24 protein-coding genes and 1 pseudogene are annotated in these 25,489 nt (G+C 65.2%); 11 read left to right on the top strand and 14 right to left on the bottom strand.

Annotated elements, in window-relative coordinates; genetic code table 11:
• Positions 1 to 3: 3 nt before the first annotated feature.
• The 3 genes from M8523_RS23330 to M8523_RS23320 are packed head-to-tail and all read left to right on the top strand — an operon-like array spanning position 4 to position 2,242.
• A complete protein-coding gene (locus M8523_RS23330) occupies positions 4 to 954 on the top strand; it encodes a ribokinase (protein WP_282587301.1) in 951 nt (316 codons plus the stop codon).
• The gene (gene rbsD, locus M8523_RS23325) at positions 951 to 1,412 is read left to right on the top strand and encodes a D-ribose pyranase (protein ID WP_282587300.1); all 462 of its coding nucleotides are present in this window, start codon (positions 951 to 953) and stop codon (positions 1,410 to 1,412) included. Before M8523_RS23330 ends, rbsD begins: the two co-directional genes overlap by 4 nt.
• Entirely contained in the window at positions 1,412 to 2,242 is an 831-nt protein-coding gene (locus M8523_RS23320; protein WP_282587299.1) for a 3-methyl-2-oxobutanoate hydroxymethyltransferase, read from the top strand. The genes rbsD and M8523_RS23320 overlap by 1 nt, the downstream gene beginning before the upstream one ends.
• Before the next feature lie 254 nt (positions 2,243 to 2,496).
• On the opposite strand, the gene M8523_RS23315 is transcribed toward M8523_RS23320, so the two are convergent.
• The gene (locus M8523_RS23315; protein ID WP_282587348.1) at positions 2,497 to 3,039 is read right to left on the bottom strand and encodes a tyrosine-type recombinase/integrase; all 543 of its coding nucleotides are present in this window, start codon (positions 3,037 to 3,039) and stop codon (positions 2,497 to 2,499) included.
• A 399-nt stretch (positions 3,040 to 3,438) separates the two neighbouring features.
• The gene (locus M8523_RS23310; RefSeq protein WP_345894284.1) at positions 3,439 to 3,687 is read right to left on the bottom strand and encodes a hypothetical protein; all 249 of its coding nucleotides are present in this window, start codon (positions 3,685 to 3,687) and stop codon (positions 3,439 to 3,441) included.
• A gap of 316 nt (positions 3,688 to 4,003) precedes the next feature.
• On the opposite strand from M8523_RS23310, the gene M8523_RS23305 reads away from it, so the two are divergent.
• The 3 genes from M8523_RS23305 to M8523_RS23295 are packed head-to-tail and all read left to right on the top strand — an operon-like array spanning position 4,004 to position 8,652.
• The gene (locus M8523_RS23305; RefSeq protein ID WP_282587298.1) at positions 4,004 to 6,607 is read left to right on the top strand and encodes an ATP-binding cassette domain-containing protein; all 2,604 of its coding nucleotides are present in this window, start codon (positions 4,004 to 4,006) and stop codon (positions 6,605 to 6,607) included.
• Positions 6,607 to 7,623: an ABC transporter permease gene (locus M8523_RS23300; protein ID WP_282587297.1), complete on the top strand. Its 1,017-nt coding sequence runs from the start codon at positions 6,607 to 6,609 to the stop codon at positions 7,621 to 7,623. Before M8523_RS23305 ends, M8523_RS23300 begins: the two co-directional genes overlap by 1 nt.
• A 21-nt stretch (positions 7,624 to 7,644) precedes the next feature.
• Positions 7,645 to 8,652: a rhamnose ABC transporter substrate-binding protein gene (locus tag M8523_RS23295; RefSeq protein WP_282587296.1), complete on the top strand. Its 1,008-nt coding sequence runs from the start codon at positions 7,645 to 7,647 to the stop codon at positions 8,650 to 8,652.
• A gap of 241 nt (positions 8,653 to 8,893) precedes the next feature.
• Here the strand turns inward: M8523_RS23295 and M8523_RS23290 are convergent.
• A pseudogene (locus M8523_RS23290) lies at positions 8,894 to 9,498 on the bottom strand (tyrosine-type recombinase/integrase).
• Positions 9,499 to 9,725: 227 nt separating this feature from the next.
• Here M8523_RS23290 and M8523_RS23285 point away from each other — a divergent pair.
• The gene (locus M8523_RS23285; RefSeq protein ID WP_282587295.1) at positions 9,726 to 10,673 is read left to right on the top strand and encodes an arginase family protein; all 948 of its coding nucleotides are present in this window, start codon (positions 9,726 to 9,728) and stop codon (positions 10,671 to 10,673) included.
• A gap of 4 nt (positions 10,674 to 10,677) precedes the next feature.
• Positions 10,678 to 12,120, top strand: a complete 1,443-nt coding sequence (locus tag M8523_RS23280; protein WP_282587294.1) for a DEAD/DEAH box helicase family protein — start codon at positions 10,678 to 10,680, stop codon at positions 12,118 to 12,120.
• A gap of 156 nt (positions 12,121 to 12,276) precedes the next feature.
• Here the strand turns inward: M8523_RS23280 and M8523_RS23275 are convergent, their stop codons facing one another.
• Positions 12,277 to 12,546, bottom strand: a complete 270-nt coding sequence (locus M8523_RS23275) for a type 2 periplasmic-binding domain-containing protein (RefSeq protein WP_282587293.1) — start codon at positions 12,544 to 12,546, stop codon at positions 12,277 to 12,279.
• 220 nt (positions 12,547 to 12,766) lie between these two features.
• Between M8523_RS23275 and M8523_RS23270 the strand changes: the two genes are divergently transcribed.
• Both M8523_RS23270 and M8523_RS23265 read left to right on the top strand, forming a co-directional pair.
• Positions 12,767 to 13,762 carry a M23 family metallopeptidase gene (locus tag M8523_RS23270; RefSeq protein WP_282587292.1) on the top strand — a complete coding sequence of 332 codons (996 nt, stop codon included), beginning with the start codon at positions 12,767 to 12,769 and terminating at the stop codon, positions 13,760 to 13,762.
• 631 nt (positions 13,763 to 14,393) lie between these two features.
• Positions 14,394 to 15,029 (top strand): zinc-binding dehydrogenase, encoded by a 636-nt coding sequence (locus tag M8523_RS23265; RefSeq protein ID WP_345894285.1) that lies wholly within the window; start codon positions 14,394 to 14,396, stop codon positions 15,027 to 15,029.
• A gap of 183 nt (positions 15,030 to 15,212) precedes the next feature.
• Here M8523_RS23265 and M8523_RS23260 read toward each other — a convergent pair whose 3' ends face one another.
• The 10 genes from M8523_RS23260 to M8523_RS23215 form a co-directional block, all read right to left on the bottom strand.
• Positions 15,213 to 15,593: a nuclear transport factor 2 family protein gene (locus M8523_RS23260; protein WP_282587347.1), complete on the bottom strand. Its 381-nt coding sequence runs from the start codon at positions 15,591 to 15,593 to the stop codon at positions 15,213 to 15,215.
• Between the two features lie 402 nt (positions 15,594 to 15,995).
• Entirely contained in the window at positions 15,996 to 16,886 is an 891-nt protein-coding gene (locus M8523_RS23255) for a Pnap_2097 family protein (protein WP_282587291.1), read from the bottom strand.
• Positions 16,887 to 16,895: 9 nt separating this feature from the next.
• Entirely contained in the window at positions 16,896 to 18,188 is a 1,293-nt protein-coding gene (locus M8523_RS23250) for an MSMEG_0569 family flavin-dependent oxidoreductase (protein ID WP_282587290.1), read from the bottom strand.
• 14 nt (positions 18,189 to 18,202) lie between these two features.
• Complete coding sequence (locus tag M8523_RS23245) at positions 18,203 to 18,490, bottom strand: MSMEG_0570 family nitrogen starvation response protein (RefSeq protein ID WP_282587289.1); 288 nt, start codon at positions 18,488 to 18,490, stop codon at positions 18,203 to 18,205.
• Positions 18,483 to 19,646 (bottom strand): MSMEG_0565 family glycosyltransferase, encoded by a 1,164-nt coding sequence (locus M8523_RS23240; RefSeq protein WP_282587288.1) that lies wholly within the window; start codon positions 19,644 to 19,646, stop codon positions 18,483 to 18,485. Before M8523_RS23240 ends, M8523_RS23245 begins: the two co-directional genes overlap by 8 nt.
• Positions 19,643 to 20,620, bottom strand: coding sequence for a sll0787 family AIR synthase-like protein (locus tag M8523_RS23235; RefSeq protein ID WP_282587287.1), 978 nt, complete (start codon positions 20,618 to 20,620; stop codon positions 19,643 to 19,645). Before M8523_RS23235 ends, M8523_RS23240 begins: the two co-directional genes overlap by 4 nt.
• Positions 20,620 to 21,162 carry an MSMEG_0567/Sll0786 family nitrogen starvation N-acetyltransferase gene (locus M8523_RS23230; protein ID WP_282587286.1) on the bottom strand — a complete coding sequence of 181 codons (543 nt, stop codon included), beginning with the start codon at positions 21,160 to 21,162 and terminating at the stop codon, positions 20,620 to 20,622. Before M8523_RS23230 ends, M8523_RS23235 begins: the two co-directional genes overlap by 1 nt.
• Entirely contained in the window at positions 21,159 to 22,274 is a 1,116-nt protein-coding gene (locus tag M8523_RS23225) for an MSMEG_0568 family radical SAM protein (RefSeq protein WP_282587346.1), read from the bottom strand. Before M8523_RS23225 ends, M8523_RS23230 begins: the two co-directional genes overlap by 4 nt.
• Complete coding sequence (locus M8523_RS23220; protein WP_282587285.1) at positions 22,204 to 23,250, bottom strand: Nit6803 family nitrilase; 1,047 nt, start codon at positions 23,248 to 23,250, stop codon at positions 22,204 to 22,206. Before M8523_RS23220 ends, M8523_RS23225 begins: the two co-directional genes overlap by 71 nt.
• Before the next feature lie 32 nt (positions 23,251 to 23,282).
• The gene (locus tag M8523_RS23215) at positions 23,283 to 23,765 is read right to left on the bottom strand and encodes an MSMEG_0572/Sll0783 family nitrogen starvation response protein (RefSeq protein ID WP_282587284.1); all 483 of its coding nucleotides are present in this window, start codon (positions 23,763 to 23,765) and stop codon (positions 23,283 to 23,285) included.
• A gap of 343 nt (positions 23,766 to 24,108) precedes the next feature.
• Between M8523_RS23215 and M8523_RS23210 the strand changes: the two genes are divergently transcribed.
• Positions 24,109 to 25,482 (top strand): aminotransferase-like domain-containing protein, encoded by a 1,374-nt coding sequence (locus tag M8523_RS23210; RefSeq protein ID WP_282587283.1) that lies wholly within the window; start codon positions 24,109 to 24,111, stop codon positions 25,480 to 25,482.
• Positions 25,483 to 25,489: the final 7 nt, after the last annotated feature.

The raw sequence follows: 25,489 nt of genomic DNA, 5'->3' as shown, positions 1-25,489 counted from the left end.
GCTATGACACGACCAAAGATCACCGTCATCGGAAGCTTCGCGGTCGGGCTGACCATGCGCGCCCCAAAACTGCCGATCTTCGGCGAAACCATGCTCGGGACGGATTTCGACATGGGACCGGGCGGCAAAGGTTCGAATCAGGCTGTGGGCACGGCCCGGCTCGGCGCCCATTCGGCGCTGCTGGCGATGATCGGCACCGACAAGCTGGCCGGCATCGCAACCGACCTTTATGCGGCCGAGGGCGTCGACACCGCGCTCGTCACCGCGCGCCAGGAGCGGGCCACGGGCGTCGGCTTCATCATCCTCAACGACAAGGGCGAGAACTTCATCATTCTCGACATGGGTGCGAACGAGCTCATGGACGCGGCTGCAGTCGACGCGGGCGAAAGCCGCATCGCCGAAAGCGCCGTCGTCATGGCGGTGCTCGAGATCCCGACGGCAGCGGCCGCGCGCGCCATGGAATTGGGCCGCCGGCACGGCGCCAAGACCGTTCTCAATCCCGCGCCTGCCCGCGCCTTGCCGGATTCGGTCTTCGCCCATGTCGACTACCTCACGCCGAACGAGAGCGAGCTCCGCATTCTGCTCGGCCTGTCGCCCGACGATCCACGCTCGTCGCGCGAGCTGGCCGGCGAATTACGCCGCCGCGGCGTCGGCAATGTCGTGGTCACGCTCGGTCGGAGCGGCGCGCTGATCCTGACCGATGACCTCGACGTGACGGTGCCGGCCGTGCCGGTCGAGGTCACCGATACCACGGGGGCCGGGGATGCCTTCAATTCGGGCTTTGCGGTCGCGCTGGCCGAAGGCCGCGATATCGTCGATGCGGTCCGCTTCGGCGTCGCCTGCGGCAGCATCGCATGCAAGACGCTCGGCGTCGTACCAAGCCTGCCGACGCGGGTCCAAGCGGACGCACTCTACGCCGAAGCCAAACACACCGTCTGGAGGAGCAATCCATGAACCGCAACAAGCTGCTCAACGCCGAACTGTCGCATGCCATCGCGTCCATGGGTCATGGCGACCTCATGATCGTTTGCGACGCGGGCTTTCCGATCCCATCGACCGCATGGCGCATCGACCTCGCCATCGTGCCGGACGTCCCCGATCTCGCGACGGTGCTGACGCCCATCTCGGAAAGCCTGATCACGGAGCGGGTCGCCTATGCGGACACGCTGCCCGAGCACAACGCGCCGCTTCTCGCCACGATCAAGCGCCTCTTCACGGACGCGGAATTCACGCCGGTGAAGCACGAAGCGATCCTGTCCGAAATGGCCGCCAAGGCCAAGGTCATCGTGCGGACCGGTGCCTTCGACCCCTGGGGCAACATCCTGCTTTACTCGGGTGTCGACGTGCCCAAGTGGTTCTCCAAGCCTGGCGTCGTGGCGCCCGACTACTACGCCAAGAAAATGAAGGCCTGATGCCGCGCATCTTTGATTTCGGCGGCCGCGACGTCGAGCGCAGCCAGACCGTGGCCGGGCTGCGTGCGCTCAAGGGCACGGGCGAGCATGCAACGCAGGTCACCGCGGAGACGGCGGACGAAGCGGCCGCGGCAGAGGCCGCCGGGATCGAGATGGTGGTCTGCCGTGCTGCTAATGTGCCGCGCGTGCGCGAAGGTTCGCGGCGCGTCTTCGTGACCGCCGCGCTCGGGTTCGCTGACGCCGTGACGGGCGACGAAATCCTGCGCACCGCCTTCACGGCTATCACGGCCGGCGCCGATGCGGTGATCACGGGGCGCGGCACGGACACAGTCCGGATGCTCGCCCATGAACAGATCCCCGTCATGGGCCATCTCGGCTTCGTCCCGCGCAAATCGACCTGGGTGGGCAGCGTGCGGGCGGTGGGCAAGACCGCGGCCGAAGCCCTGGACCTCTGGGATCGGTTTCGCAGGTTAGAGGACGCTGGTGCCTTCGCGGTCGAGTGCGAGATCATTGCGGCCCCCATGATGGCGGAGATCAACCGGCGCACCTCGCTTGTCACCGTCTCGCTCGGGTCGGGAGCGAGTGCGGACGTCATCTTTCTGTTCACGTCCGACATCTGCGGCGATGCCGGACGCCGCCCCAGGCACGCACGGGCATGGGGAGACCTGGCGGGCAAGCTTCAGGCCGTGCGAGACGAACGCGTCCGCGCCCTGACCCTGTTCCGGTTAGATGTGAGATTGGGATCCTATCCCGCCGCGGCGGAATGCACCGATGCACCCGGCGCAGAACTGGAAGACTTCAGGTCCAAGCTCGCGAGAAATCCGGATTGACACTCTGATGATACCGCCGGCTTGTTACCGACAACTTCATAGCCCGCAGGCTTACGCCAACCGCAGATCAAACCGGCCTGGACACCCCAACCAGCGCGGCAGGCCGTCTGGAGCGAATATCTGGTAACCGGTACGAGTGCTGACGCCATTGAATGACTTAATGGGCGCTCAGCGGGACGTCTGGATTCGGACGCTCAATCTTTCTCAGCTGCCCACTCGACTTGGTCGCAAGCGGCGGCGCTCCGCCGCCGCGGTCAGGCTTGCAGATCGGTTTGCTCGGAGAGGACCAGGGCGTCGTCCACCTCGACGCCAAGATATCGGACGGTGCTCTCCAGCTTGCTATGCCCGAGCAGAAGCTGACAAGCCCGAGGATTCTGGGTTCGCTTGTATAGGAGCGCCACCTTCGTGCGCCGCATGCTGTGGGTGCCATACGCCGCCAGATCGGGCCCGGCGAGCGCAACCCACTCATCGACAAGCCGGCTGTTCTGCCGTGTCGTGACATGGTCGCCAGGGTGGCTCCGGCTCGGGAACAGCCAGTCACCTGATCGCAGGCCGCGCTTCTTGAGCCAAGCCGTCACGGCATCCCGCGTAGGTCTGGTGAGTTCGAAGGGCACTGGGCGGCCGGTCTTCTGCTGCACCACCGTGGTGCGCAAGCGCACGCTGTCACCCAGTTGGATGTCGGCCACGTCCAGTTTGACCAAATCGCAGTCGCGCAGCTTGCTGTCGATCGCGACGTTGAACATCGCTAGGTCGCGAACGTGGCCATCATGCTGGAGGCGAGTGCGAATGGCCCGGATATGCTAGGGTTTGAGCCCGATGATCCGACCGCGGTTCCACGATACCTTTGGGGTTTGCTGAGACGTTGTCATGGTGAGCTTCTCTGAGAAGCCCTCCATGATGATTTGAGCCCAGTTCGCGTACGAATCAATCGGTCGGGTCAGGAGCTGCCGTTCACTCAACCCCGCCTTCTGCAGATTGGCAGACGGCACCGCCGTAAACCGGCCAGTCGCGGCGGCGCTGTGTTACCGCGGCTTTCGCAAGAGAGCGCTCTGATCGAGGGGCCAGGCCGAAGCTTGCACATCGACCACCGTGATTGAGACCTCGACAACGCCGCGGACAGCGCGCCTGCCCTGGGAAGACGGATGGCGTCGCGCCGGGATGCTCGGTTCATGAAGGCTTCGTTGTGTGATCCAAAGTCAGACGACGACCCTCATCGTCAATCCGATCAGCACTGCAGCCCCGAGGCAGTGCCGCCACGGATTTACACCGCGCAGCAACTCGTCACCGGCCCAGATCACCAGGCACGCCGTCGCAACGATGTGGGCAGCAATGCCCGCTGGTCCCGCTGTGTTGGTGATCATCTCGACAACAGAAGCGGTTGCGAAGATCCATAGCCAGACGTTCGGCCACTGCGCGACAACGATCTGACCCCGTGTGTCGATCAAGCCAAAACCAATCGATGAAACGCATCAGCATCTCGGAAAACGGAGTCCCCCCGATCGGAGCGGGGCACGGTTGCCAACCACCAGGGCCACTGTATCGGAGTCTCGGCCAAGATGCGCCAAACGCGGACATCATAGTGTTGCCCGAACTCTGACCCGCTTAAGTACCCACCGCAGACGGCCGGTGTCGACCGACTGCAATCTCGCGATCAGTTCCATCGAGACTTGGAAGGCAGCTTGACGCGCCCTGCAGACATGCTGTCCTTTGAGTAACAGCCTGCCGCACGATCAGAGAGCGGGCGTGATCGAGGGAATGCTCATGGCTGTCACGGCAGCGGCCACGTCTGCAGGTGCAAGCGAGGCGCGCGCGACGTCGTCTGGGCGCGTGGTGGCGAGCGTCGACCATGCCACGAAGGCGTTCGGCGGCGTTCTTGCGGTCAGCGACGTCTCGTTCGAGTTGCGTGCCGGTGAGGTGCTGGCGCTGCTCGGCGAGAACGGAGCCGGCAAGAGCACCTGCGTGAAGATGCTGGCCGGCGTGCACCGGCCCGACACCGGCCATGTCGTCATCGATGGCACGCCGGTCGTGCTCCGCTCTCCGCTCGATGCGCTGCACAGCGGCATCGCGGTCATGCATCAGCATCCCGGCTTGTTTGCCGACCTGCCGGTGGCCGAAAACGTTTTCATGGGCCACGCGCCGCGGGACCGATTCGGCAACCTCGACCGGGCGCAGATCCATGATCGGGCCGCTGACCTGCTGAAGATCGTCGGGCTGCGCTGTGCGCCCGACCAGGTGCTCGGGGGCCTTCGCAGTTCCGAGCAACAACTCGTCGAGATCGCGCGAGCGCTGTCGGTCAATGCGCGCGTCCTGATCATGGATGAACCCACGGCCGCCCTGTCGCGCGGCGAGGTCGAGCGGCTGTTCGGCGTTATCAATGACCTCCGCGCGCAGAACGTCGCCATGATGTTCGTCGGCCATCGCATGGAGGAAATCTACCGGGTCGCGGACCGCATCACCGTGCTGCGCGACGGGCGTCTTATCGGCACCTACCCGACCCGCGAGGTGCCATCCGAACGGGCCGTTCAACTCATGGTCGGCCGCGAGCTCGCCAACCTCTACCCGAAGAGCCATGCCGAAGCCGGCGCGGGCCGCATCGCCGTCGAAGGTCTCACGCGGACGGGTGTTTTCGAGGACGTGTCCTTCACGCTGCGGGCCGGCGAGATCGTCGGATTCGGCGGCCTTGTGGGCAGTGGGCGCACCGAGGTCGCACGCGTTCTGTTCGGGATCGACCAGCCGAATGCCGGGACCATCCGGCTCGACGGCAAGCCTGTCTCCTTCGCCGGACCGACGCAGGCCATGGCGGCAGGTATCGCCTACGTCTCCGAAGATCGGCTGGGGCAGAGCCTCATCATGGATTTCGCGATCCGCGACAATGCCTCGCTCGCCGTGATCGACAAGGCCGCGCCCATCGGGCTGATCAGCCGCGCCCGCGAGATGGCCCTGGTGAAGCCCCATCTCGACCGCTTGACGCTGAAATTCAACAGCTACGAGCAACCTGTGCGGACGCTGTCGGGGGGCAATCAGCAGAAGGTCGTGCTGTCGAAATGGCTCGCCACCGAGCCGCGCGTGCTCATTCTCGACGAGCCGACGCAGGGCATCGACGTTCGCTCCAAGGCCGAGGTCCACGCCATGATCGCGGATCTCGCGAAGCAGGGCATCGCCATCCTGCTGATCTCGTCGGAAATGCCCGAACTGCTCGGGATGTGCGACCGCATCGTGGTGTTCCGCGAGGGGCGGGTGACGGCCGAGCTGCCGCGCGCGGAGGCGACACAGGAAGCGGTGCTGACGGCTGCCACCGATTCGGCTCCGCCTCTGACGTCGGTGCCGCAACCCGATGCGTCCGAGGCCACCGCACGGGCTGCCTTTCCGGACGCGAAGCCGAACGCGGCTGGACCGGCCCGCTTCCTTGGCCGCGAGCTCGGGCTGGTGGCGGCCGTCATCGCGGTTCTGATTCCCGTTTCGATCATCAATCCGCGCGTCTTCAGCCCCTCGAACATCACGGCCCTGTCGATGGACGCGGCTCTTCTGATGATCGTCGCCGCCGGCCAGATGCTCGTGCTGCTGACGCGAAACATCGACCTCTCCATCGCCTCCGTCATCGGCCTTGCGGCCTATATCTCAGCCGATGCCCTGCACCTTCACCCCGGCATCGGCGTGCCGGGCGCGCTCGGCATCGCCTGTCTCGTAGGGCTTGCCTGCGGGCTGCTCAACGGTGCCATCGTGACCTTCGGCGGGGTGCCGGCGATCGTGGTGACTCTCGGCACCTTGGCGCTCTACCGGGGGCTCTGCAGCGTCCTGACAGGCGGCAAGCAGATCAGCGCCGACGACGTGCCGCCGGCCTGGCTCGACCTGACCAATGCCAAGCTTTTCGGAATCCCGGGCATCGTGATCATCGCCGCCATCGTGATGCTCGTCGTCGGCTTCGTGCTGCGCCGGCGGCCGGCAGGCCGCGACCTCTTCGCGGTCGGCTCGAATCCGGATGGGGCCCGGCTCATCGGTATTCCGGCCCGGCGGCGGATCATGACCGCCTTCGCGTTTTCGGGCCTGCTCGCCGGCTTCGACGGGGCGCTCTGGGCGTCACGCTATGCCACGGTCGATGCCCGCGTGGCCCTCGGCTATGAACTGACGGTGATCGCCGCGGTCGTCGTCGGAGGTGTGGCGATCCGAGGCGGGGCGGGAAGCGTCGTCGGGGTGGTGCTCGGCGCGGTCACGCTGCTGATCATCAAGAACGGCCTCATCCTGGTCCGCGTGGACCCGCTCTGGCTCGATGGCATCTATGGGCTCGTCATCGTGGCGGCGATCACCATCGATGCCGTGGTGGCGCGCCGCACGGCCCGGCAACGCCAGATCCGGAGGGCCCTCTGATGCGCCTGCTCCGCCCCTTCCTCAACTGGGATGGCTTGCTGGCCACACTGGCCGTGCTGGCGCTCACCTATGCGACGCTGGCCGTGCCGAACTTCGCGACCGGCTTCAACATCTCGCAAGCCATCGCCGGGATCTCGGAGAAGGCCCTCCTCGTGCTGCCGATGGCGCTCCTGATGATCACGCGGGAGATCGACCTTTCGGTCGCCAGCATGCTGGCGCTCACCAGCGTGGTCCTGGGCGCGCTGATCCAGGCCGAGGTGGCGATGCCGCTGGCTATCGCCGCGGCCTTGCTGACGGGCGCGGCGGCCGGTCTCGTGAATGGCATGCTGGTGACGCGGCTCGGCCTGTCGTCGCTGGTCGTGACCCTCGGCACCATGGCGCTGTTCCGCGGTCTCGGCTATGTCATCCTCGGCCCGTCATCCGTGAACGTCCTCCCGGATGCCCTGACCGACTTCGGCATCAACACGCTCGGCCCGATCCTGCCGTGGACGATGATCCCCTTTCTGGTGCTGGCGCCGATCTTCGTCGTCCTGCTGCACTTCACCCCGACGGGACGGCGCATCTACGCGATCGGCGGCAACCCGGATACGGCGCGCTATTCCGGCGTCAACGCGCGGCGCATCCGCCTGATGCTCTTCGTGATCTCGGGTCTTGTCAGCGCCGTCGCCGGAATCGTATTCACCGCACGGCTGTCGAATGCGCGGGCCGACAACGCGATCGGGTTCGAGCTCGACGTCATCACGGTGGCACTGCTGGGCGGCATCAACGTCTTCGGCGGGCGCGGCAACTATGCGGGGGTCTTCTGCGCCCTCGCGCTCATCGCGACCTTGAGAAATGTGCTCGGCCTCAGCCAGATCGGCGGGGACGCGCAAGGCATCGTCATCGGACTTCTGCTCATCGTGTCGCTCCTCGCCAGCAATGTCGTGCAGCGCATCCTGGCAGCGGTCCAGTGGCGCAACACCGTGAAGGCGCAACAACGCGACGTCGCGAACGCCGGCACGACCAAAGGCCGTTAGGGCCGATCAAGGGAGGTTCGAATGAACAGATTCAAGACGACGATACTGGCTGCGACAGCGCTCGCCTGCGTCGTGGGGGCGCCCGCCTTCGCGGCGGACACCTGCCACACCGAGGCTGTCAAGGTCGGCTTCCTGCCAAAGCTCGACACCGATCCCTATTTCCAGGTGGCGAAGACCGGCGCCGAGGAGGCGCAGAAGGAAATCGGAGGCTCGGTCATCCAGCAGGCGCCTTCGCAGGCGACGGCCGATGCGCAGATCGAATTCATCAACAATCTCGTCAGCCAGAAGGTCGACGTGATCGCCATCGCGGGGAACGACGCCAATGCGGTGGCTCCGGCGCTGAAGCGCGCGAAGCAGCAGGGCGTGCAGGTCATCGCCTACGATTCCGATGTCGCGGCCGCGGCCCGGACCGTCTTCCTGAACCAGGCCAACACCGCGCAGCTCGGCCAACTCATGCTCGATAGCATGGCCAAGATGATCGGCAACGAAGGCGAGTTCGCGATCCTCTCCTCGACGCCCACCGCCAGCAACCAGAATGCCTGGATCGCGTCGATGAAGGACCGGCTCGCCAAGGACCCGGCTTTCGCCAAGATGAAGCTCGTGCAGGTCGCCTTCGGTCAGGAAAGCGAGCAGATCAATCAGCAGCAGACGCTGGCCTTGGCCCAGGCCTTCCCGAACCTCAAGGGCATCATCGTGCCGGCCGGCATCGGCTTGCCCGCGGCGGCCCGCGCGCTCGAACAAGCGGGAATGACCGGCAAGATCAAGCTTTCCGGACTAGCGCCCGCCTCGCTGCTCCGCAAATACATCAAGGCCGGCGACGTCCAAGATGTCTGGTGGAACGTCAAGGATCTTGGCTACCTCACCTATTACGCCGCCCAGGCCGTGGCGCAGTGCAAGCTGACCGGCAAGGCGGGCGAGACCTTCAAGGCCGGCCGCCTGGGCGAGTACACGGTCGGGGAAAAAGGTGAAGTCCTGCTCGGACCGCCGGTGGTCGTGACGCCCGACAACGTCGATTCTTTCGCGTTCTGAACGACACCTACTGCCCATGGTTCGCAAGCTTGCAGGCGGGGAGATCGCCGTTTGCAAGCTTGCACCTGATTAGGGGCCGGCGCCCGTCGGAGCCGGTCTGCTCACGGGTGGCATGCGCCATAAGGTGCTGTTGGTGGCTTGCCACGTTGCGGACATTCGGCACACGGCCGCGGCACCAGTGGTTGTCACCCGTCTCGGCCGCTCGCGGCGGCGTTCAGCCGCCGCGATCTCGAAAGCACGATCACAGATCGGTTTGCTCGGAGAGAATGAGGGCGTCGTCCACCTCAATGCCGAGATAACGGACCGTGCTCTCAAGCTTGCTATGCCCGAGCAGAAGCTGACACGCACGAAGATTGCCGGTCCGCTTGTAAACCAGCGCAACCTTGGTACGCCGCATGCTGTGGGTACCGTATGCCGCCGGGTCGAGCCCGGCGATTGCGACCCAAGTGTCGACAAGGCGGCTGTACTGCCGCGTCGTGACGTGATCGCCGGGATGGCTCCGGCTAGGGAAGAGCCAATCACTCGCACGCAGGCGGCGCTTCTTCAACCAAACCGTCAGAGCTTCCCGCGTCGGCTCGGTGAGCTCAAACGGCACAGGCCGGCCGGTGTTCTGCTGGACGACCGTCGTCCGCAGGCGCACGCCGTCGCCGAGGTGGATATCGGCCACGCGCAGCTTGACCAGATCGCAACCGCGCAGCTTGCTGTCGATCGCGACGTTGAACATGGCAAGATCGCGGACGTGCCCGTCGTCCTGAAGGCGGGTCGGATGGCCCAGATGGGCCTGGGCTTGAGCGGCGGCTTCGGCCCGATGATCCGACCGCGGTTCCACGATACCTCTCTAGGGATTGCTGAGACGATGTCATGGTAGGCTCCTTCGAGGAGTCCCTCCTGATTACGCCTGTCGCGATCGGGCACGAATCACTTCGTCGCGCCGACAGCGGGCATCATCGGCTCGCCCGGACGTGGATCGTGATGAAGTACGAGCGGAGTTTGGCTTGACAGTCAGCGCAGTCGCTTGTTGCGGTCGCGTAGCAGCGGAACGTCTGCGCCCTTACCACTCGGATCGTAGCAGCATGGACCCGACACTCCTGGCCGCAAACCGGATCGAGCAAACCTTCTTGGGACTGCCTGCGTCCGGCGAAGCCGTTGGCGGATCGGTCTCCATCGTGGGCGCGGTCCACGGGACGGCATATGGCGACAGCGGACAGGATCTTGATGCGCTGGGCGGCCCGGATGCCGTGAGGCGTGCGATCACGGCGGCTTCGATCCATGTCGATCACTGGGACTTCGACTTCGATGGCCCACTGTTGAACGGCGGCGCATTGACCGCTTATGACCTCGGCAATCTGCGGACAGTACCGGGGGCGAACGCTGAAAACCGGCGCGTGATCGAGGCCGCGACGCGCGACATCCGAGCATGCGGCTCGATTCCGGTGCTGATCGGGGGTGACGACTCGGTCGCAATCCCGTTCATGCGCGCCTTCGATGACGCGGAGGCGCTCCACATTCTTCAGATCGATGCCCACATCGATTGGCGAGACAAGATTGGTGACGAGGCGCTCGGCTATTCGAGCACGATGCGCCGGGCCTCGGAGCTGCCCTTCGTGCGTTCCATGACTCAGGTTGGCATCCGCGCGGTCGGCAGCGCTCGTCATGAAGAGGTCGAAGCAGCGCGGGTTTGGGGTTCACGGCTCGTGACCGTCAGGCAGGCGAGGGCCAAGGGGCTGGCAGAGATCGCCAGGGCCATTCCACACGATGGTGAGATCCTCATTCACGTGGATTGCGACGCGCTTGATCCGAGCATCTGCCCTGGGGTCAATGCGCTTTCGCCAGGCGGATTATACCTCGACGAGGTGACGGATCTTGCTGCGGCAGCCCTTCAGGGCAGGCGCTTGGCCGGCTTTTCCATCGTCGAGTTCAATCCAGCCCGCGACATCAATGACATGACCGCGACCGTCGTCGGACGACTGGTCTGCCACGTTCTCGGCAATCTGGCCCGACGATCCGATCGGCAGACATAGCGGAATGCCGGCAACCGTCCCAAAGGACGAGCCCACTCGCGCGGCTCCGAACGTCTTCATCCCACGACCGCACCAGGAAACCGCGCGTGATGCGATTCGAGCCGCACGAGGCCAGGGGCGGCCTGGATTCCTGCTCGGAGACCTGACCGGCCTGGGCAAGACATTGTCGGCCTGGGCCGCCATCGCGGCGATGCCGGAGGACGACGTGCTCATCGTCTGTCCGAAGGGAGCCATGCCGCAGTGGCGCCGAACGATCGCACAAAGCGGCCTTGCCCCGAAGCGCGTCACTGTCATCAACTATGAGCGGACCAAAGCACTCCTCGTGCCGCCGCCCACCAGCACCAAGCGATCGACGCGCGCCAAGAATAACGAGCTCGCCCGGCAGGGGCGGCCTAAGCAGGTCTGGCCGATCGTCGTCTTCGACGAGAGCCATCGGCTCCGCAACCCCTATGCCCAGCAGACGATGGCCTGTCGGCAGATGGCCGACGCCGCGACGTTCACGCTGTACCTCAGCGCGACTGCGGGACAGTCGCCGCACGAGCTCGGCTATCTCGGCCGTGTGCTGGGATTTGCGGCCGGTCGGCCGACCGAGACATTGGCGGATTTTCGCCAGTTGATGAAGATGCTGGGTATTGGTCGGGCCAAGGGCCGGTGGAAGAATTGGACATGGGAGCCCAACGAACGGGATCGGGGCGTCATCGCAGATCTGCTCTACAAAGGCCCGAACGCGATCGGGATTCGCCGGCATCCCGGCGACATCGCAGGATGGCCCGAGGTCCAGCGGGAACTCGCACCGACGGTGCTGACGCCGGCCGAGCGTCGCCTTTATGAGGTGACCTGGCGCGAGTTCCGCCGCGAGTTCGGGCTCTTGGGCGGCGGCACGCGCCGCCCGGCGGGTTGGGCGGCCGACCTTCGTTTCCGACAGAAGGCCAGCCTGCTGCGCGTTGCCGGAACGGTCGCTTTCGCCGAGGATCTTCTCGAAGCTGGTCAACAAGTCGCCGTGTCGGTGGCCTTCCTCGAAACCGGCACCGCCCTGGCCCAGGCTCTCACCGGTCGAGGGTGGCGGGTCGGCCAGATCGATGGACGCGCATCGGCAGAAGCGAACGAGACGACCCGCATCGCTTTCCAGACAGGCATGCTCGATGTCGTGACGTTCACCGTCACGGAGTCGATCTCCCTGCACAGGAACGAGATGCCGGGAGGCCACCGTCCGCGATCGCTGATCGTCCACGACATGCGGTACAGCGCGATCCAGCTGCAGCAAATCGAAGGCCGTTGTCACAGGGACGGTGAGCGGGCGATCATTTACTACACCTTCGGGGAAGACACGATCGAAGAGCGGATTACGGCAACCGTGATCTTGAGAATGGCCGCGATGCACGGCTTGGCCGGTGACGACGCCGTGCTTCAAGACGCGTTGACGAGCTTTCTGGACGACGAGGCATGACGCAGTAATTCTGAAGAAGCTGGGCTGCGCCAAGTGCAGACCTTGCGGTCTTGCCCGGTTCCGGTCGTTCGATAAGGTGAAAGCTCAAGTCTATGCCCTCGCGAAGGCTGCCCATCTGCAACGTCCGACACTCTTCAGTTCCGCGGTTACTTCTGTTCATGTGTCGCAGTCGCGCCGCCAGCTCGTCGGTAGATAGACCTCGATCGAGGCCGGCAACAAGGCAACACCATCGTTTGCTTGAACAAGCGACATCGCCATGGCGAAGTTGTCGATCCCAAAACGGGGTACGGCGGACACCCCGACGCGCTCCAGATAGCCGTAAACCACCCCGCGCAAAATTCGGGTACGGGCGAGATCCCGATGAAGGTTTCCGCCGCCAAGTCCGTGGAACGACCGATGCTCGTGCCGCGAGGGGGTGGCCGGCATTCAGAACGGCGACTAGTGGCTCGCTGAGCACATGATGGCCTGATCCGTCATTGTACCTCACATCTCCCGTGGGCTGGAGACGTCCCCAGGTGGGCTTGCTCGGACATTGTGGCCCCGCCTGCGGCGAGTAACGTCCCTTCAGACTCTTCCATCAATGGCGAGGTGGTGGAATCGCCTCCTCGGCAAGAGCCATCGATTGTCCGCATTTGCGAGAGCATGCATGAGCATGAGATCGACCCTGCGCCTCGCCGCCCTGCTTTCTTGGCCCGGATTCTATGCCCCGCAAGCGATGGCGGAAATCGCCCTTGGCTGGCCTGTTGCCTGTCAAGTGGGTGAGACCTGCGAGATCCAACATTATGTGGATCATGGCGGTGGGGCAGCCGCCAAGGATTACCGATGCGGCACCGTGACCTACAAGGGCCACAACGGCACAGACATCCGCCTCTTGACGATGGCTGATGAGCGCAAGGGCGTCAACGTCCTGGCAGCCGCGCCCGGGAAAGTGCTGCGCGCTCGGGATGGCATGGCCGACGTTTCCGTGGCGGTGATCGGTCACGACGCGATCAAAGACCGGGATTGTGGGAACGCCCTCGTGATCGCGCATGCCGACGGTTTCGAAACCCAGTACTGTCACATGGCTCAAGGCACCCTCATGGTGAAGCCCGGCGACGTCGTGGCGGCGGGGCAGCCCATCGGTCATGTTGGCCTGTCTGGCGACACTGAATTTCCGCACCTTCACATCACAGTGCGGCGCGACGGCAAGGTCATCGATCCGTTTGCCTACGGTGAGACCGAGGGGGCGTGCAGCGGAGGCGTCTCGCTTTGGTCTCCGGCGATCCAACGGACGCTCGCCTATAAGGCCGGGACGGTCCTCAATGCAGGACTGGCGTCTCGTGCTGTGACGATGAGCGACATCGAGAACGGTCTCGGCCCCGAGGTCCTCACACCGGACTCACCAGCCGTCCTGGCCTATGTCCAAGCCATCACGCTGCGGCAGGGCGACGTTCAGCGAATCGTTTTGATTGGGCCGAACGGACCGCTGCTCGATCACAGCGAGCCGCCCCTGCCGTCAAACAAGGATCAAGTCTACATGGGCGTTGGTCGGAAGCGACCTGCGTTAGGATGGCCTCCCGGACGTTACGCGGCGACCTACACGGTGGCACGCGACGGCAAGGTGTTCATTGAGAAGACCTTCGCGGCGCAGATCGGACCGTGACCGGGTTGACGGGCTCCCTGCGAGGTTCACCGCTCACGGGATGTAGGTCTGGAGCAAGGGCCGAAACGGCGTCGCAACCTGATTGGGCATCAGCGAGGCTCCAGGACGTCCTCCAAGTGGCTCAACGTGATCGTCCGAGGCTGTATGAGAGCTACATGGTACCCGAAAGACCCGCGACACCCTGACGATCTCTCGCCGCTCTACGGCCTGCAGCGAGGCCGTGACACAGGGCGAAATACAACGTGTAGAAGTTTGTTGATGATCTCTGCACCCATGCCGGGCTGTGGTCATCAGGTGCGAGCAAAAAAGCGATCGGCTTCTGCCCAACAGGCGCGCTGATGACGGCTGGCCTGGTCGCGGAGCAGTTGACAAAACCGTTTTCGTCGCTCGGCGTCGTTCGACCCTGGTAGCAGGCGTGAAACGTTCGTACCTGAGTCTTGCCCGCTTGCGCTCGCGAGGTCGCTCGGCAGATCGGCGGGGGACGAGATATTGCCTGTTTTATGACAGTTGCCCGAAAGCGCCCCTGCCCGGGTGCTTGAATGACCACGCCCGCCTGCATCCTCCATAGACATGCGATTTCTTGGATTTGGCACGTCGACGCCCACAACGTTGTTGAGCTTGGCGGCTAGGGATCCGTTCCGGAAACAGCGCTCTCCCACGGCCTCTACCGCTGACGCTCGGATCGGACTTGTCGGGCATTGTCGAGAGGCTCGGCGAGGGCGTTCCGGACTTTCGGGTCGGTGACACGGTGTTCGGCGTGACCAATGCGCAATTCACGGGTGCCTATGCCGTCCTCATTCATGGGGCGGCGGGCAACGTCGGTGCCTATGCGGTTCAACTCGCGCGCCGGGAGCGCGTGACGGTGATCGCCACCTGCGGGACGAAAGACGTTTCTTATGCCAGAACGCTCGGGGCCTACCAGGTCATCGATTATCGCACGACCGAATTCACGAGCATCGTGAACCGTGTGGACGCGGTGATCGACCTTGTCGGCGGTGAGATACAGACGGGGTCGTTCGAAGTGATCAAACCGGGAGGAGTCTTGATCTCAGTTGTTTCCCAACCCGATCAGAACCTCGCAGCCCGAACAGAGACCCGTGCGGCCTTTTTCCTCGTCGACGTCACGACCACGCGGCTTGAGCGCATCGCCGAACTGATGCGGGCCCGCAAACTCCTCACAAACATCGGCGCAGTCTTGCCGCTGGCGGACGCGGGTGAGCCATCCAACGTGACTGACCATGCCTGCGCTCGCTCCCCACCGGTATGATCACGTTCAACGCGGACCTGGAGCAATCGGCCAAGCTAGTCACCCCTTCTGGGCTGCGCCGTTTCGGAGATCAGCACGCTACCCGACTCCTGACCAAGCTACCTGCCTCAGGCCAATGGTCGAGGTCGACCCGAAGCGGCTCGCCGCTGCGCGGCCGACTGATTGCGGGCAAGGGCAGCAGCGTTATTGCATCCGCTCGACCCATTGAGAACGCGAAACACCTGGCTCAAATGGATCGCCGAAATATTGCGTTTCACGAACGACCTTGCCGTCCAGGAATTCCATGATGCTCACGGTGTAGGAGGGTTGTCCGTCATAGGTGAGAACATATTCGGTAATCCAAAGGTCGCCCGAACCGACGATCCGCCGCACCGTGAAACGCTTCTGATTCGGCTGTGCGGCCCGAGATGATTGAATGTGTGCCCGCCCTCGAATGAACTCACCGGACTGCGGATATTCGAGGACAGCATCTTCTCGGTAGATCTGATGCTCTCGTTCGAAATCATTCGCGTCGGACGCAGCCCAATGTGTCTCCAGAGCTGCGCGCACACTGAGATCGTCCATAACGAACTTCCTGGTCGAGTGGTTGCGGCTGTGACTGCGCAGCCGCGACAGCATGTCCCCAAAAAAATTGACGCCGCAACGTAGCTCGCCACCTGGACCGGCAATTACACTGCGGTCCAGGGGCGGATTGTGCCAATAGTTGCCGCTGGCCAGTTGCCACCTTGCAGACATTCAGCAGGCCGATACATGTCGATTCAAACCCAACATTGAAGAGGTCTGCTTCAGCTCAAGCTGGTTGGCCGCGACACGCGAACTTGGCTGTTATCAGATAATCTGCTTCGAAGCTGCGGACCAATCGAAGCTGCCTTTCGAAGTCTGCAACTCTGTCCGCCGCCGAGTGGATGCAAGATGACGACAGCGAGCCAAGAATCGGGTTCGATGACGCGTGGCTACCGGATCAAGTCAACCGTTGAAGCCCAACCGCTTGCGCTTCGAGAATACGTCGGCGAGCACCCGACCATCCCGCGTGGCCGTGAGGCGGCACCAGTGGTCGAGGTGATCGGCCGTCTCGCGCAAGCCGCATAAGGCGACGATGATCGGTTCGCCGATGTCGACGTTCCCATGATAGACGATGTCACGGGCCGTTGTGGTCAACGCCGGATAGCGCGCCCCGAAGGTCGCCCATTCCAGGCGGTCGACCGCTGACTGGAATGACGAAAAGTAGAGCAGGCCGGCGCCGTTGAAGTCCTGCGACGGGCACGGCAGGATCGTCGTCGATTCCAACACCTCGGCGTCATCGGCACGAAAGCCGAAATGCTCCGTCCAGTCGCCTCCTCTCAGCGAGGGCACGCGCGTGGTCAGGTCGGTGAACTCCGGCCGCAGCGGCATCTGGCCCAGTCCCGCGACGGCGACGCGGACGATCGAGCGGTTCTGCCCCGGCGCCGCCCGCTTGACGAAGACCGACAGCATCTCGACGACGCCCAGGGCCCTGCCCTCGCGGGACAGGTGATGACGGCTGGCGAACTGCGTGCGGGAGACACGGGCGATGTCGGATGCGATCAGGAGGTCGTCGTGCTCCCGCAGCGCGTCAAAGCGCGCGTCGCGGATCGCGACGCCACAGAAGGCGGCATAAACGGTGTCGCCCGCCCGGTCGCGGAACACCGGCCGCTCCAGGCCCGAAGCCTGGGCGATCAGCTGCCAGTGGCGGTGGCCTAGCTCCTTAAGCAGCCACGTCTCCGACAGCCCGCAGGCCGTCAGGTGCGGCATGCCCAGTCCGATCATGGATTGGCGTGAGGAGGCGAATACCCCGGCTCCCTGGAGCTGGCCAAGCGTGAGCGGGACGGCGACAGTCATGGCGAGACCTCAGATTTCGAAGGCGGCGAGGCTGACGCCGCTTCGCGCATCGGCCCATGTCGCCCGACGCCCTGCGATATGCTCGGCGATGTGCTCCGCGTCGCGCCCGACGTTCAAGAAGCGTCCCGAGCCCCAGGTGTAAAGCCAGGGCATGCCGACGACGTAGAACCCCTCAATGGGCGTGACGCCTCGCGTGTGCCGGGGATAACCGTCCTGGTCACACAGTGGCATGTCGACCAGCGACCAATCCGAACGGAACCCGGTGGCCCAGATCACGGTGGATACGCCGGCGACCTCGATATCAAGCGTGTGGGTCGTCGCGCCTGGCTGCCAGACCGGCCGGTAGGGCTCGCCCGCCGGTGCATCGATGCCGCTGTCGGCGATATGCCTGTCGATCAGCGCGCAGATGCCGTTGTAGACCGTGTCGGCATTGTCGAGATTCTTGACGAGATCGTCACCGAACCGGAGCGTCGTGCCGTCAACGTCCATGAGACGGCCATGCAATTGCATGCCATCCTTGGCGAAGCGACGGAGATCGATGTCGCGGCCGCCATCGCGGCCGGTGAGATAATGGTTCGCCTGCTTGCGGACTGCCTCGCCCTTGGGATGTTTGTCGACCGGCATGTCATATTGTCCCAGGTCGGACAGCCACTCCACGGCATCCCGGCCGCGATAGAAGCGCGGGCAGCGCGGGGCGCTGCCGACCACCAGATGCACTTGACGCCCGGCAAGATGCAGGTCCTCGGCGATCTGGCACCCGGACTGGCCGGAGCCCACCACCACGATCGCCCCGGCCGGGAGCGCAGCGGCGTTCCTGTAGGCGGAAGAATGGAGCTGGGTAATGATGGGCGGCAGGCGTTCGGCGACGCGGAGAACTTGCGGCTTATGATAGGCGCTGATCGCCATCACGACGGCGTCCGCCGTCACCGTGCCGGCCTCTGTCTCGACCACGAAGCCGCCCGCCCCTTCGCGGCCGACCCGCAAGACGCCGACGCCCTCACGCACGGGTGCATCGATGTGCGCGGCGAAGTCTTCGACATAGGCGACGATCTCGTCGCGCGGCATGAAGCCCTTCGGATCGGGTCCGGCATAGTGGAAGTTCGGCAGCTGGCACTGCCAGTTGGGCGTTACGAGACAGAAGGCGTCCCACCGCTGGCTCCGCCAAGCGTGCGCGATCCGGTTCTTCTCGAAGATCACGTGGCCGACACCCTGTTCGCGCAGATGAGCGCTGACCGAGAGGCCAGCTTGCCCGCCGCCGACCACGACCACGTTGTAGTGAGATTTGAGGGTGCGAGCCGTCATGGAACGATGTCCGTCTATTCAAGGAAGGAGAGGACCGTGACCCGCGCGTCGGGCGCGTCCGAAAATCCATTGCCGGCCGCTTCGATCCGCTGAAGTTGGCCGAGGGCGAGCGAGCAAGGCATGCCGTAGCGCGCCTGCACCCTGTCGCTCGCGATCGTGAGGGCCTGCCGGCTGCGCGACAGGAAATCGGCAAGCGGATAGCTCTCGCCAGGGACGAAAAAGTCCTTGATCACGAGCGAAGGCGAATAGCAGGATTCTTCCGCGCCATCCGGCCACCGCACGCAGAACCGCATCTCAGGCATGGTCGAGCGCTCCCACCGTCTGATAGATCGAAAGATGCGCCCGGGCGGCTTGGTGCCAGTCGTGTCGGGCGGAAACGACATGACCCTGCGCGATGACACGGGCTCTGACTGCCGGCTGAAGGACGACCAGCATCGCGTTGGCGATGGACGCGGTGCTGTCAGGCCTGCACCACACGACATCGTCGGCGTCGAGGTAGTCGGTGAAGGGCCGGATCGCCGACGTGACAACCGGGAGGCCGCAAGCCATGGCTTCGAGGACGACGAGGCCGAACCCCTCCTTGACCGAGGGAAAGACCAGCGCGTCGCTGATCCGGTAGAGCGCTGGCATGTCGGCATCGGCCAGGGGACCGATGCAACGCACAGCATCGGCGGGAAGGCCGCTTGCGGCGAGAGCCTCGGCAAAGCGGAATCTGTAGGCCTCATGGTCGAGCAGCGAGCTGCCGCCCGCGATGACGAGTTGCGCCTCCGGGCGCAGAGCGAAGACCTGGGCGAAAGCTTCCAGGATCCGCACGGTGTTCTTGCGCTCCTCGATTCCTCCGACCGACAGGAACACCGGGCCGTCCTGAAGGCGGAGCCTGCGGCGCAACGTGAGATCCTCTGGATGGAGGTGGGGCGAATAGCGCAGTCGGTCGACGCCATTGCCGATCACCGTGGCGGCGAGGCCGAAGTCGTCCCGAAGCACCTCGCTCCATTGGGGACTGACCACGACATGCGTATCTGCTTCGACGATCGAGCGTCGCTGAAGGTCGGCAACCCGCGGATCGGCAAAGCTCTCGATGTGGTGGACCGTGCGGGTGAAGCCCTCGATGAGCCCACGCTGCTTCAGGGTCGCGAGTGCGTTGCCCGAGATACCGTCCTGGGCGTGGAAGACGTCGAAGCGGCGATGCGCCGGGTCGGCGAAATGGCGGAGGTAGTCGTCGATGCGGGCCTCGACCAGCGCGTGGGTGTCGGGCACGTTCAAAAGGGACGCCGGGATCGGCAGGGTCTGGCACGCCGTCGCGCGGAAGAAGCCCCGACCTGATGCATCCGGCGCGTGGACGACCGCCTCATGGCCGAGTTCCGCGAGCGCGTCGCCGATGGCCAGCGCATGGACCACGCCTCCACGCGGATTGGTGGAATGGGTGAGAAGAGCGATGCGGAGGGGGCGACCGGTCACGCGGCACCTCCGACGGACGCCGTGATCAATGGCGCCTCGGCGAAATTCCAGATGGTTGCGCTGGCTTCGCCTTGGAACACGGTCACGGCGCGTCCCGCCGTAATGCGGCCGACAGCCGCCGCCGCGATACCTCGCGCCGCGAACATGGCCGTCACGGCGGCGACGTTGGGGGGATCGATCGCCAGGATGTGGCCGAAGCTCGGGAAGCTAAGCAGCCAGCGATCGAGATCGACACCCTCCGGCTTGGGGCAGGCGGCGACGTCGATGTCGATGCCGACCCCCGAGCACTCGGCGAGCATCGCCGCCGTGCCGACGAGCCCGCCCTGGCTGATGTCCTTGGCGGCCCGCGCGAGGCCCGCCTCCGCGATCTGCGGCAGAAGGTCGAGATCGCCGCGCAGGCGCGCGGCCGGGGCGTCGGTCGCGGCCTCCCAGTTGGAGAAGGGTTCGCGATAGCGGCCGCGCAGGTCGATGGCCGCGACCAGCGTCTGCTCCGGCCGCGCGTCGAAGCTCGTCAGCAGGCATTTGGCACGGCCCAGTACGGCGACCGAGAGCTGGCCCCGGTCGGTCCGCAGATTGGTGTGACCGCCGACGATCGGCACGCCGAAGGCCGCCGAGGCGTCGCGCAATCCGCGCATCACCGGCTCCGCCTCCGCCTCGCCCCTGGCCCAGATAGCGTCGACCACTGCGATGGGACGGCCCCCCATGGCGGCGATGTCCGACAGGTTGACCATGATGCCGCACCAGCCGGCGAACCAGGGATCACCCGCAACGAACTCGTTCATGAACCCCTCGATGGCGAGGAGGAGATAGCCGTCGCCGTCGGCGATGGCGGCGCAGTCGTCACCGACCGGCACCGCCGACGCGCCCGACAGCCCGAGGGAGCGCGCGACCAGGCCGATGTCGGCCTTGGCCGAGATGCCCCGGCTCCCGCGCAACGTTGCGGCCAGGGCGGCGAAAGCGCGGTCGTCCAGCATCAGGCGGCCCGCAGCGCCAACGCCAGGAAGCCTGATTCCGGGGTCGCAAAGGGCGGATAGAAGGCGAGATCCGCCTGCATCTTCTTGTGCGGGCGCCCGTGCAGCTCGATGTCGTCGATGATCGCCCAGTGCAGCCGCTGGAACATCAGCGCGTTCTGGCTCTGAACATGGGCCAGGAAGGTTCTGCACCCCCGCGCGTGGGCAGAGGAGACGGCGAGGCGGATCAACGAAGCGCCCAAAGCGCCAACGCGTCGGTGGTCTGCGGCGACCGCGAGGCGCGAGCCCCACCAGGTGCCCGGCTCCGCCTCGTGGATGCGCACTGTGCCGACGACGGCGTCGGGCGCGACGGTGTAGGACGACAGGGCCACGATGGGGATCGCCACCGCGTCGAGCGCGTCGCGATCGTCTTCGCCAAAAAGGCCCTGCTCGGCGCAGAAGACCTGGCGGCGCAAGGCCGCCGCGCCGCGCCGTTCCCAGGCCTCGGTGGCGAATTTCACGCTGAAGGCGCTCGAGACGAAGGGTCGGACGGGATCGAACATCATGCCGTCAGCCTCCGCTCGTAGGTGGAGAGCGCCGAACAGGCGCCACACTTGCCGCAGCCCGCTTTGACGTCGGTCGCTTTCAGGCCGCTCTCGACCAGCATCGCGGCGAGCGGCTTGAGGATGGCGTGCATGAAGCCGGCATCCGGGCCCGGATGACTTTCGAGCGGGGTGCCGGAGATCGGTATAAAGGGGACGACGAAGGGATAGACCCCAAGCGCGACGAGCTTTTCGCTGATCGCCAGGATGGCCTCGACGGTGTCGCCGAGCCCCGCGAGGATGTAGGTCGACACCTGGCCGCGCCCGAAGACCGGCACGGCGGCCGCGAAGGCGGTGAGGTAGCGTTCGATCGAGACCTGCGCCTTGCCGGGCATGATGCGGGCGCGCACCTCGGGCGTCACGGCTTCGAGATGCATGCCGAGCGCATCGGCGCCGGCATCGCGCATGCGCTCGAACCAGATGTCGTCGTCCGGCGGTTCGCATTGCACCTGGATCGGCAGGGCCACGGCCGCCTTCACGGCGGCAGCGCTCTCGGCGAGGATCGCGGCGCCGCGATCGCTGCCGGGCGGGGTGCCGGTCGTCATCACCATGTGCTTGACACCGTCAAGCTCCACCGCCGCCTTGGCGACCTCGGCGAGCTGGGCCGGCGTCTTGCGCTCGGTGGTGCGGCCGGCCGCCAGCGACTGGCCGATGGCGCAGAACTGGCACGTCTTGGTGCGGCTCTGGTAGCGGATGCAGCTCTGCAGCACCGTGGTGGCCAGCACGTCGCGGCCATGCAGGACGGCGATCTTCGAATAGGGAATGCCGTCGGCGGTCGACAGGTCGTAGAAACGCGGCCGGGCCGGCAGGCCGAAATCCGCCACGGTGACGCCGTCGCGCGTGATGCGGCCGCGCCCGTCCGGCCCGGGTCTTTCGGCCAGATAGGGGCTCTCGAAGGCCGGGGCGGTATGCACCGGCACCATCACGGTCATGCCGTCAATAGTGAGCGCCTTGTGGTCCGAGGGGCCGGCTCCACCGCGGCGGCTGTCGGCCCCCGCCTTGGGATCAACCAGCCGCACTCCGAAGGACTGCAATTCGTTGATCAGGCGCTCCGTCGGCAACTCGGTCGGTGTCATCGCGTTCATCGGCTGGGTTCCCGGAGAGGGAGGTGGACGGGTCGGCGGTCACGTGCATCGGGGTGGCAGACCGCTGATCGAGCAGCAGGCTCATCAGTTCGGGCCGGGCGTAGTGGCCGACCGAGTCCATCATCCGCTTTCGCTTGACGATAAGGCCCATGTCGAGATCGGCGACGAGCAGGCCCTCGCCCTGCGTGAGGGGTGGCACCACATGGGCGCCCTCGGGCGAGACGATCGCGGTCATGCATCCGCCGCGCAGACCCTTGCGCAGCTTCTCCTCGGGAGAGATGCGGGCGATCTGCTCCTCGGTGAGCCAGCCCGTTGCATTGACGACGAAACAGCCGCTTTCCAGCGCGTGGTGGCGGATCGTCACTTCGATCTGGTCGGCGAAGATAGGGCCGACCAGGGAGCCGGGGAACTGGGCGACGTGGATCTCCTCGTGCTGCGCCATCAGGGCGTAACGGGCGAGCGGATTGTAGTGCTCCCAGCAGGCCAGCGCCCCGACACGGCCGGCGGCCGTCTCGACCACCTTGAGGCCGGCGCCATCGCCCTGCCCCCAGATCATCCGCTCATGAAAGGTCGGAGTGAGCTTGCGGCGCTTGAGCTTCAGGGCGCCGTCCGCATCGAAGACGAGCTGGGCATTGTAGAGGGAGCCGTGGTCGCGCTCATTGACCCCGAGCGCCACCACCATGTGGTGCCGGCGAGCCGCGGCCGCCACGGCCTCGGTCACCGGCCCTGGCACCACCACGGCGTTCTCGTAGAGGCGGATATGCTCCGCCCCGGTGAGAACCGGCGGGTGGACGAAGGAGAAATAGGGGTACCAGGGCACGAAGGTTTCGGGGAAGACAACGAGTTCCACGCCTTTGCTGGCGGCCTCGGCAATCGCCGCGAGGACGCGGTCGAGCGTGCCTGCCCAACCGTCGAGGTCCGGGGCGATCTGCGCGGCAGCGACACGCAGTTTCCGCGCTTCAGCCATGTCTGGTCTCCTTCAGGCAGAGGCGAAGCGGGTCAGACGGTCCAGGTGTGGACCATGAAGGCGCCGTCTCGGTTGTGAATCAGGATCAGGTCGAGCACGTCGGTCGGCGCGATCGGTGTGATACCCGGGATCAGCGAGTGCTCGCCGTGACCGTAGAGAGCCTGGAGCGCGAAACGGCAGGCATAGACTTTGCCCCCCTCGGCCATGAATTTCGTAAGCTGGTTGTTCATGTTGAGGTGACCGGGGAATGCTTCGTCGCCGATCTTCGGGAAACCGCGCTGGATTCCAAGGGTGACGCCGGGTCCATACAGCAGCACCGAGGTCTCGAAGCCCTTGCGCAGCAGGCGGGTGGCTTGCAACAGGTTGACGAAGCCGATCGAGCCTTCGAAAGCGACCGTGTGGAAGGTGACAAGCGCCTTCTCGCCGGGCTTGGCTTTGACGTCCTCGAAGACCTTCTCCTCGTAGTCGACGAAATAATCACCCTTCTCGGTGGCTGGCTTGTTTACGGCAGGCATGGGCTGATCCTCTGCTTGTGATCTGTGGATGAGCGCCGGCCGCGCCATCTCGTTGATCCATACAAAATCTCCGTCTTTGTGCATTCAATCACAAGCTCAAAATACAGTCAAAATGAGCAGGTGATTCTCAACAGAGTTTGAGAGGGAAAAGCTCTTCTCCTAGGCGGAATGCCGATATCTCCACCAGCATCAATGCTCAACAAGCAGGCTGCGTGACGGTCCGCAAACATGCCCTCAAGCCTTATCACTGGATCTTTCCTCTAGACAAATATACATTCAATCCGATCAATTTTCTGCGGAGTGGAGACTTGTGACCGACGGAGCGCTGCCGCAAGAGAGCGGCATGGCCGACTGGATCCCCAACCTCGAGGAGAGCGACAAGCCGCGCTACCTGGCGATCGCCGATGCGATCGCTTCGGACATCGCGGCGGGCCGCCTGTCGTTGGCTGACCGTCTTCCGCCCCAGCGCAAACTCGCGGCGCGGCTCGGGATCGACTTCACCACTGTGGCGCGCGGCTATGGCGAGGCGCAGAAACGCGGCCTCGTGGTCTCCAAGGTCGGCCAGGGCACGTCGATCACCGGGCTGGCCTCACCGGCCGCCGTCCAGCGATCGGCCGTGCGGCCAATCCTGGTCGACCTGTCGATGAACCTGCCACCGGAACAGGACGATCCGGCGCTGCTCAAGCGGATGCAAGAAGGCATCGCGGCCGTCTCGCAAAACGTGATGGGGCTCCTGCGGTACCAGGGATTCGGCGGTGCGCCGGCCGACAAGGACGCGGCATCGAGCTGGCTCGGACGGCGGGCACTGGTGCCGACGCAGGATCGCATCTTCGTGACTCCCGGCGCCCATCCCGCCCTGCTCGGCATCTTCGGAATTCTGGCGCAACGAGGTGAGACGATCCTCTGCGAGGCCATCACCTATCCCGGCGCCCGCGCCATCGCGGCCCAGCTGGGCCTGTCACTCGTCGGGCTGCGGATGGACCGGGATGGCATTGACCCCGACGCCTTCGCGGACGCCTGCCGGACGTTGAAGCCGAAGGCGCTCTACCTCAACCCGACGCTGCAAAACCCTACGACGCTGACGATCCCGAAAGACCGGCGTGACGCCATCGCGGCCACCGCGCGGCACTTCCACGTGCCGATCATCGAGGATGACGCCTACGGCTTCATCCCCACAAAGAGCCCGCCTCCTTTCGCCGCGATTGCCCCGGACTTGACATGGCACGTCGCGGGCCTTGCCAAATGCATTGGGGCGGGACTGCGCGCCGCCTATGTCCTGGCTCCCGACACGCGGTCAGGCTGGCCCTTCGCGGCCGCCCTCCGCGCCGCCAATGTCATGGCCTCGCCCTTCACCGCCGCCATCGTGACACGCTGGATCGAAGACGGCACGGCTGACGCGATCCTGCGCTTCATCCGCACGGAAGCCGCCGCGCGGCAAGCGCTGGCGACCTCGATCCTGCCGCCGGGCTCCTTCCAGGCCGACCCGATCAGCTTCAACCTGTGGGTCCACCTGCCCCCACCCTGGACGCGCTCCGCTTTCATCGGTCACATGCGGGAGACCGGCATCGGGATCGTTGCCAGCGACGTCTTCACCGTCACTGGCTCTCCGCCCGAAGCCGTGCGGGTCTGCCTCGGCGGCCCAATCAGCCGCGGCGGCGTCCGCCGCGCGCTGGAGTTCATGGCGCATAGTTTCGAGGACGGTCCGGCATTAGCCTGATCACTGA

The organism is Lichenifustis flavocetrariae (assembly GCF_026130545.1).
In the GTDB taxonomy this organism is placed as follows: domain Bacteria; phylum Pseudomonadota; class Alphaproteobacteria; order Rhizobiales; family Beijerinckiaceae; genus Lichenihabitans; species Lichenihabitans flavocetrariae.
This window is presented reverse-complemented; position numbering and strand designations above follow the sequence as displayed.

Bases quoted from the DNA above. Each gene is read 5' to 3' on its own strand.
- M8523_RS23215 (WP_282587284.1), bottom strand. From the start codon at position 23,765: ATGCCTGCCGTAAACAAGCCAGCCACCGAGAAGGGTGATTATTTCGTC.
- M8523_RS23220 (WP_282587285.1), bottom strand. From the start codon at position 23,250: ATGGCTGAAGCGCGGAAACTGCGTGTCGCTGCCGCGCAGATCGCCCCG.
- rbsD (WP_282587300.1), top strand. From the start codon at position 951: ATGAACCGCAACAAGCTGCTCAACGCCGAACTGTCGCATGCCATCGCG.
- M8523_RS23260 (WP_282587347.1), bottom strand. From the start codon at position 15,593: ATGGACGATCTCAGTGTGCGCGCAGCTCTGGAGACACATTGGGCTGCG.
- M8523_RS23245 (WP_282587289.1), bottom strand. From the start codon at position 18,490: ATGCCTGAGATGCGGTTCTGCGTGCGGTGGCCGGATGGCGCGGAAGAA.
- M8523_RS23210 (WP_282587283.1), top strand. From the start codon at position 24,109: ATGGCCGACTGGATCCCCAACCTCGAGGAGAGCGACAAGCCGCGCTAC.
- M8523_RS23270 (WP_282587292.1), top strand. From the start codon at position 12,767: ATGAGCATGAGATCGACCCTGCGCCTCGCCGCCCTGCTTTCTTGGCCC.
- M8523_RS23320 (WP_282587299.1), top strand. From the start codon at position 1,412: ATGCCGCGCATCTTTGATTTCGGCGGCCGCGACGTCGAGCGCAGCCAG.
- M8523_RS23330 (WP_282587301.1), top strand. From the start codon at position 4: ATGACACGACCAAAGATCACCGTCATCGGAAGCTTCGCGGTCGGGCTG.
- M8523_RS23305 (WP_282587298.1), top strand. From the start codon at position 4,004: ATGGCTGTCACGGCAGCGGCCACGTCTGCAGGTGCAAGCGAGGCGCGC.
- M8523_RS23235 (WP_282587287.1), bottom strand. From the start codon at position 20,620: ATGCTGGACGACCGCGCTTTCGCCGCCCTGGCCGCAACGTTGCGCGGG.
- M8523_RS23225 (WP_282587346.1), bottom strand. From the start codon at position 22,274: ATGACACCGACCGAGTTGCCGACGGAGCGCCTGATCAACGAATTGCAG.
- M8523_RS23300 (WP_282587297.1), top strand. From the start codon at position 6,607: ATGCGCCTGCTCCGCCCCTTCCTCAACTGGGATGGCTTGCTGGCCACA.
- M8523_RS23230 (WP_282587286.1), bottom strand. From the start codon at position 21,162: ATGATGTTCGATCCCGTCCGACCCTTCGTCTCGAGCGCCTTCAGCGTG.
- M8523_RS23275 (WP_282587293.1), bottom strand. From the start codon at position 12,546: ATGCCGGCCACCCCCTCGCGGCACGAGCATCGGTCGTTCCACGGACTT.
- M8523_RS23280 (WP_282587294.1), top strand. From the start codon at position 10,678: ATGCCGGCAACCGTCCCAAAGGACGAGCCCACTCGCGCGGCTCCGAAC.
- M8523_RS23250 (WP_282587290.1), bottom strand. From the start codon at position 18,188: ATGACGGCTCGCACCCTCAAATCTCACTACAACGTGGTCGTGGTCGGC.
- M8523_RS23255 (WP_282587291.1), bottom strand. From the start codon at position 16,886: ATGACTGTCGCCGTCCCGCTCACGCTTGGCCAGCTCCAGGGAGCCGGG.
- M8523_RS23295 (WP_282587296.1), top strand. From the start codon at position 7,645: ATGAACAGATTCAAGACGACGATACTGGCTGCGACAGCGCTCGCCTGC.
- M8523_RS23285 (WP_282587295.1), top strand. From the start codon at position 9,726: ATGGACCCGACACTCCTGGCCGCAAACCGGATCGAGCAAACCTTCTTG.